This is a genomic window from Rothia sp. HMSC069C10 (assembly GCF_001812205.1).
GTDB lineage: Bacteria > Actinomycetota > Actinomycetes > Actinomycetales > Micrococcaceae > Rothia > Rothia mucilaginosa.
The window spans coordinates 58,346-64,211 of sequence record NZ_KV808301.1 but is presented as its reverse complement, the minus strand read 5'-3'; the positions used below and the strand labels follow the sequence as shown (position 1 = coordinate 64,211).

The following is a 5,866-nucleotide window of genomic DNA, read 5'->3' as shown; positions in this document are numbered from 1 at the left end:
GTACATTTGGGCTCGTCAGAAGGGCATTACCTTCGGCTGGGCGGATGGCAAGTTCCACCCGGAGGCGAAGCTTTCGACCCCGTCGACGGTGGCGTTTATGTACAGGTACCAGAAGGCGATGGGTCAGGTCACGCCGAAGGCGCCGACCTCTGCCTCGTTGCCGCGTAGCTTGTCTGTGCCGGGTAACCAGGATGCGCCTCGGAGTGCTAGCGGCTGGCAGCATAAGGTTCGTCAGGGTAGCGCTTTTTGGCGTGAGGCTCAGTGGGCTGTTGATCACCGCATGTGGGGTTACCGCGTTGATGGGGAATACGTCTATGAGGACTTTGATAGGTCTTTCGTTTCCTCTGGTGATTTGAAGTTGATGCTGTACCGCTTGGCGCACGGCGGCAGCCACCTCAAGTAGCGCCGGGTCGTGGTGAGTGAGGTAACCGGTGGGCTGGGATGCTCGACGTAGTTCGACTTTTCAGCCTGCCGGTGCCACCCCGGTTTTTCTTCCCTGCCTCTGCGAGTTCTTTTGCCTAGCACCAGGCTTTACGGGGCTACTTCTCCTCTGTTTTTTTGGGGGGGGTCTTTTCAGGCTTTATCCGCTCAACTTTTTCACTCACTTCATCTACTCACTCGTTTCAATCACCGTATAAATTTTGTAGATGGGATAATGATGTCTTCATTCTTCACACCACGAGGCGCCCGGCGCTGTTCCACCTCTCCGCGCCATCCGGCAAGCGCCCGTGCGCTCAGCCTGTCGTTGCTGCTGGGTTTGAGCCCGCTTGCCGGTATCACCCCGGCGGCGCTGGCGGCTCCCGAACACCCGGCACAACCGGCACAGGTTGCACCTGCTCATGCAGACCCGGAACAGGCGACCCCCGCCTCCCCCGCCGCAGCTCAAGAAGATGCTGACGAAGCCACGTCTTCGCTTCCGAAGGTAGATGAATCTCGCCATCCTGAAATGGAAGGGTTTAAAGTCTCTCCTGAGACTCTCAACATTTCTCGAGGCGGCACAGTAACGCTGACGACGCCTCCGCTCAGTGCTGAATTCCGCCAGAATTACGAATTCTACGAATTTTCTCTGGTTGACCGCGGTTCTTCGTACTTCAAAGCCGCGTATGCCCGCATTGACGGATATGCCTACTTTGGCTACCTCTTTGACCGTGATCCCAACCCGAAGCAGATGGTAGAAAACCCAGACGGGAGCTACACCTTCTTTCTCAATATTGGGCCGTACATTATTGAGGCTAATGAAGGCACTCTTTTCGACGTCATTTTGACGTACCACAAGAAGGGCCACCGGGAGGATTCTTGGCCGTCCGAATTCCGTTTTGTGGCGCGTGCACCTATTAATGTTGTGCAGGACCCTAAGCCGACTGAGACGACGTACATTTTCAGTGTGCCCGCAATTGATGACCCGTGGAAGGATACGACTCTGACGATTGAGGGGTTCCATATCCTTACGAGCGGTAGTCGAGAGGGCAAGGATGGCCCCGCGCTTCTGGCTTTTTATGAAGTCGACCCGAAGACCGGAAAGATTGTAGGCGAACCAGAATTCACCACTCGGATTCCGTACCCGGCTTCCCGTAGTGGAGAGCGCGTTTATTTCCTGAATTGGCATTTTAAGACGTCTATTACGATTCCTGGGGGAACGCTTAAGCCGGGTAAGGTCTATAAGATTGGTTTCTACGGTAAAGACCGTCCGGAGGATGAGAATTACCCCGGTGAGTTGCTGAATGATGTTGCAGATTTCATTCCGGTACGTTCGCTTAATAAGGAATCGGCTAGCCCTGAGATGTTTCTGAAGGCTACGACGGTGAGCCCTTATGATGAGGAAAATATCTTGCCGGTACGCGCCGTCGGTTTGAAGAAGCAGCCTGGGGTCTCTTACCGTTTCTCGGTACAACATGTTGATGAGCAGGGACATCTGACCGGTCAGAAGACGCTGGTGCAGGAGATTGCTGCTGAGAGCATCCATGACGGCACGATGGATGAGAAGCTGACCATCTCCGGTGCGCCGCTGAATTATGACGGCTCGTACAGGCTCTTCTTGGAAAAGGTGACTGCCGGCAAGGACGGTACGGTTGAGTCGGTTGAGCAGCTTACTTCGAAGGATCTACAGCTGCAGTTTACGAAGAATAAGGAGGTCAACGCCGCCTGGGCATGGTTTAAGCGCCGTCAGGTTCTTCCTGAGTTTTCTGATTCAGGTAGGAACAGCTATATGACGCGCCGCGATGTGACGGTGGCGCTGTACCGTCTTGCGGGTTCGCCGAGAGTGGAGCTTCCGGCGACGAGTCCTTATGGAGATATCACTCCGGATGATCCGGACTACGCCGCGTATATTTGGGCTCGTCAGAAGGGCATTACGTTCGGTTGGGCGGATGGGAATTTCCACCCGGAGATGAACATGCACAATTATTCGACGGCGGCGTTCCTGTACAGGTATCAGCGTTCGCGCGGTATGATGTCTCCCGGCTTGCCGACTGCCGCACCGCAGTCTCGTAACGGTAGCCTGCCGGGGTCGGATGAATCTGAGGTGAGCGCTAACCCATGGGTTCTGGATTTGGAGGAGGGTAGTGCTTTTTGGCGTGAATCTCGGTGGGCTGTGCAGCAACGCATTTGGGGCTACACCAGGGGTTGGGAACACGAACGCTTTTTCATGGAGACAACGTCTGTCTATGACTTGGCGTTGATGCTCTACCGCATGGAGCACGGCGGTAGCCATCTCAAGTAGCGCCCAGTTGTGGTGAGGGGTAACCGGTGGGCTGGAATGTTCGGATTAGTTCGACTTTTCAGCCCGCCGGTACCGTCCCGATTTTTCTTCCCTGCCTTCTGCGAGTTCTTTTGCCCGGCACCAGGCTTTACGGGGCTTCTTCTCCCCTGTTCGGGGTTTTCTTTTCACGTTTTATCCGCTCGACTTCTTCGCTCGCTTCATCTACTCGCTCGCTTCAATCACCGCACAGTTTTTTGTAGATGGGATAATGATGTCTTCATTCTTCACGCCACGAGGCGCCCCGCGCCACCCGGCGAGCGCCCGCGCGCTCAGCCTGTCGCTACTGTTGGGTTTGAGTCCGCTGGCCGGTATCACCCCGGCGGCACTCGCAACACCGACCCAGGCGGCACCTGAGCAGCAGGCGCAGGCGACCCCAGCCTCCCCCGCTGCAGCTTTGGTTCAGAAACAAGCAGACAATCAGCAGAATCCTGTAGCCCAGGGCGAGCAGACCAGTTCGCTACCGACTCTGCGCGTCACTAGCGGAGCACTAAGAATTTATGCCGGAGGCACGGTGCATGTTGAGGGTGCCGGCTTCACTCCCGAATTCTTGGCGCACCATGAGCTACGTAGCCTCATTATTGCGCCCAAGGGTTCCTCTACCTACGTGGGTCCTCACCAGGAGCCAACATACCAGGGGCCGCGCTTTGACGTTCCGGCGCCTGCCCCAGACGGGACTTTCAGCGCTGACTTGGAAGTATCTTCCAACGGCATACCTGCGGGCATGGAGTACGAAGTTATTTTGACCTACCGCCCGCTAGATGAAGCGCACCCCTATCAGTGGAATACTGAGGATCGTATTCGTACGGCGCTCCCTGTGACGAATGATTTTCCGGCGTCTGTTCTGCCTTCTATTACCTATGATGTGGATTCTATTTCGGAGGAGCAGATTAATTCCGGAAAACCGATTGAAATCAATATGACGGGTTCGGGTTTTGACGGGATGAATAAGCTAAGTTTTACTCTCGTAGAATATGACCCGTCTGCAAATGTTACCCATAAATATATCAAGGAGCTGGAACCTTTTGACCCTTCGGATTCTCCGTATTCTAAGCGGGTTTTTCATGACCTAATTCCTAACGGTCATTTTCAGCATAAAATTACGATTCCTGCCGGTCTTTTGAAATCAGGCAAGGGTTATTATCTGTCGGTACAGGGAGACTCTCCTTCAGGCCCGATTGCTATGAGGCGTGCCTTCCCCTTCGTTCCTGTGGGCAAGAACCCCATGAAAATGCCTTACCAGAGCAATACGTACCGCAATACCCTTCCGAAGGTTTCGCTGTCCCCTCAGACGGTTGACCCGTACCATGAGGGGAAATATAAAGTTACTATTTCTAATATTTCCCCGGAAGTTGATTTGGGGTACTATATCGGGTCAATCAGTGTTTATAATAAAACTGCTCAAAAAACGATTGCCAACCTCAGCGTTAATAGTGACCATTACTATGAACGTGACAAAATTGTGGTCCGTAACCCCGACGGCACCCAAACCGTAGAACTTGAAATTAATGCTGAGGATATTAAAGAGCTACAGGGCGTGTATTTGGGTTCCGAAGCGGAACTGAGGGTCTATTTCTCAGATAATCCTTACTACGGTTCAGAGATTCATAATTTTACGGTTACTGCACCAGTTCGGCTGGCGGATTCCCCTACCCCATTGACCCCTCCCACCCCTGCTGAGGATAAGAAACCTGACAACCCGGTTGGCATGAAGCTCACCTCGGGCACCCTCAACATTTCTGAGGGCGGTACCGTCTCTGTGACCACTGCGCCGCTGAGTGCCGAGTTCCGCGCGAAGTACACGCTGTATGAGTTCGGCATTGTGGAGCGCGGTGAGAATTACCTTGAGCCATATTACGGCAATCCCCTTCCTGAGGCGCAGTACGGCAGCAAGGTTGCCGGCCTCCGCGCTGAGGGCAAGGCCCACGATAATCCTGACGGGAGCGTCACGTTCACTCTTGACATTCCGAAGCAGTGGATGATGGTTCCGGAGGGTACGCTCTTCGATGTGGTGCTGACCTACTACCCGTCCGATAAGCCTGACCCGCACGACTATCCGTATGAAGATTATCGTCTTACGGCACGAATTCCCTTGCCCACGGTGCGCGACCCTGAGCCTGACCAGCCGACGTACCGCTACAGCATTTCGGCGATTGATAAGCCGTGGCAGGATACGACTCTGACGGTTGAGGGCTACCATATTCTTCCCCCGAATATCGTAGGTGGATACGACAGCCAGGCGTACGTCACTCTATACGAGGCAGACCCGGCTACCGGAAAGATTATGGGACGCCCTGTTTTCTCCCATGCTGTTCCGTTGACGGGCAACTGCTTGCATCACTGTACGGGTTTCCGCAATAACTATTTCGGCACGAAGATGACGATTCCGGCGGGTACGTTGAAGCCGGGTAGGCTCTACATGATTGGTATCTACGGTTCTAATCTGCCTCACCCGGGTGAGGAGGAGTACAGCGGTAGCTTGCTGACCAGTGTTGCGCAGTTCCTTCCGGTGCGGTCGGGGCAGCCGAGTGATAACCAGCCGAATCCTGACCAGCCTGTAGCGCGTCCGGATTTGTACATTCCGTATAAGCGCGTCAACCCGTATCAGGAGATGAATACTCTCACCGCACGCGTCTCGAATCTTCCGAAGCTTGCCGAGGGCTATTACCGTTTCTCGATTCAGGCAACGGATATTTTCGGCGAGCTGACCGGTGAGAAGGCTCTGGAGCAGGTTATTCCCGCTGAGCGCATCCACGATGGTGCCGCTGAGGAGACGCTGAACGTTCCCGGTAGCGCGCTGAATTATGAGGGAGCGTACAGGGTTGTTCTGGAGAAGGTAACCCCGGGCAAGGATGGTGCCGCGGATGCGGTCGAGCCGGTGGCTTCTGAGAATCTTGATCTCTTGGCGAATACTGCTGAGGAGCAGAAGGCTGCTGTCGAATGGATCAAGAAACAGGCTCTTCTGGATGAGAGTAAGACTGTGCTGAGTCGCCGCGATGTCACGGTGGCGCTGTACCGCCTGGCGGGCGCGCCTCATGCTGAGCTGCCTGCAACCAGCCCTTACGCGGATGTGGCACCGAACGACCCGGACTACGCCGCGTACATTTGGGC

The 5,866-nt window shown here is 54.7% G+C and carries 2 protein-coding genes and 1 pseudogene; all 3 read left to right on the top strand.

Annotated elements, in window-relative coordinates; all coding sequences use genetic code 11:
• Positions 1–403, top strand: a pseudogene (locus HMPREF2842_RS05285) (siroheme synthase); the annotation flags it as partial.
• A 252-nt stretch (positions 404–655) separates the two neighbouring features.
• Positions 656–2,719, top strand: coding sequence for a superoxide dismutase (locus HMPREF2842_RS05280; protein WP_049354781.1), 2,064 nt, complete (start codon positions 656–658; stop codon positions 2,717–2,719).
• Between the two features lie 247 nt (positions 2,720–2,966).
• Positions 2,967–5,866 (top strand): siroheme synthase (locus tag HMPREF2842_RS09190; RefSeq protein WP_168165237.1); only part of this gene is annotated, 2,900 nt, incomplete at its 3' end.

Coding starts and splice junctions, on each gene's coding strand:
- HMPREF2842_RS05280 (WP_049354781.1), top strand. CDS start 656: ATGATGTCTTCATTCTTCACACCACGAGGCGCCCGGCGCTGTTCCACC.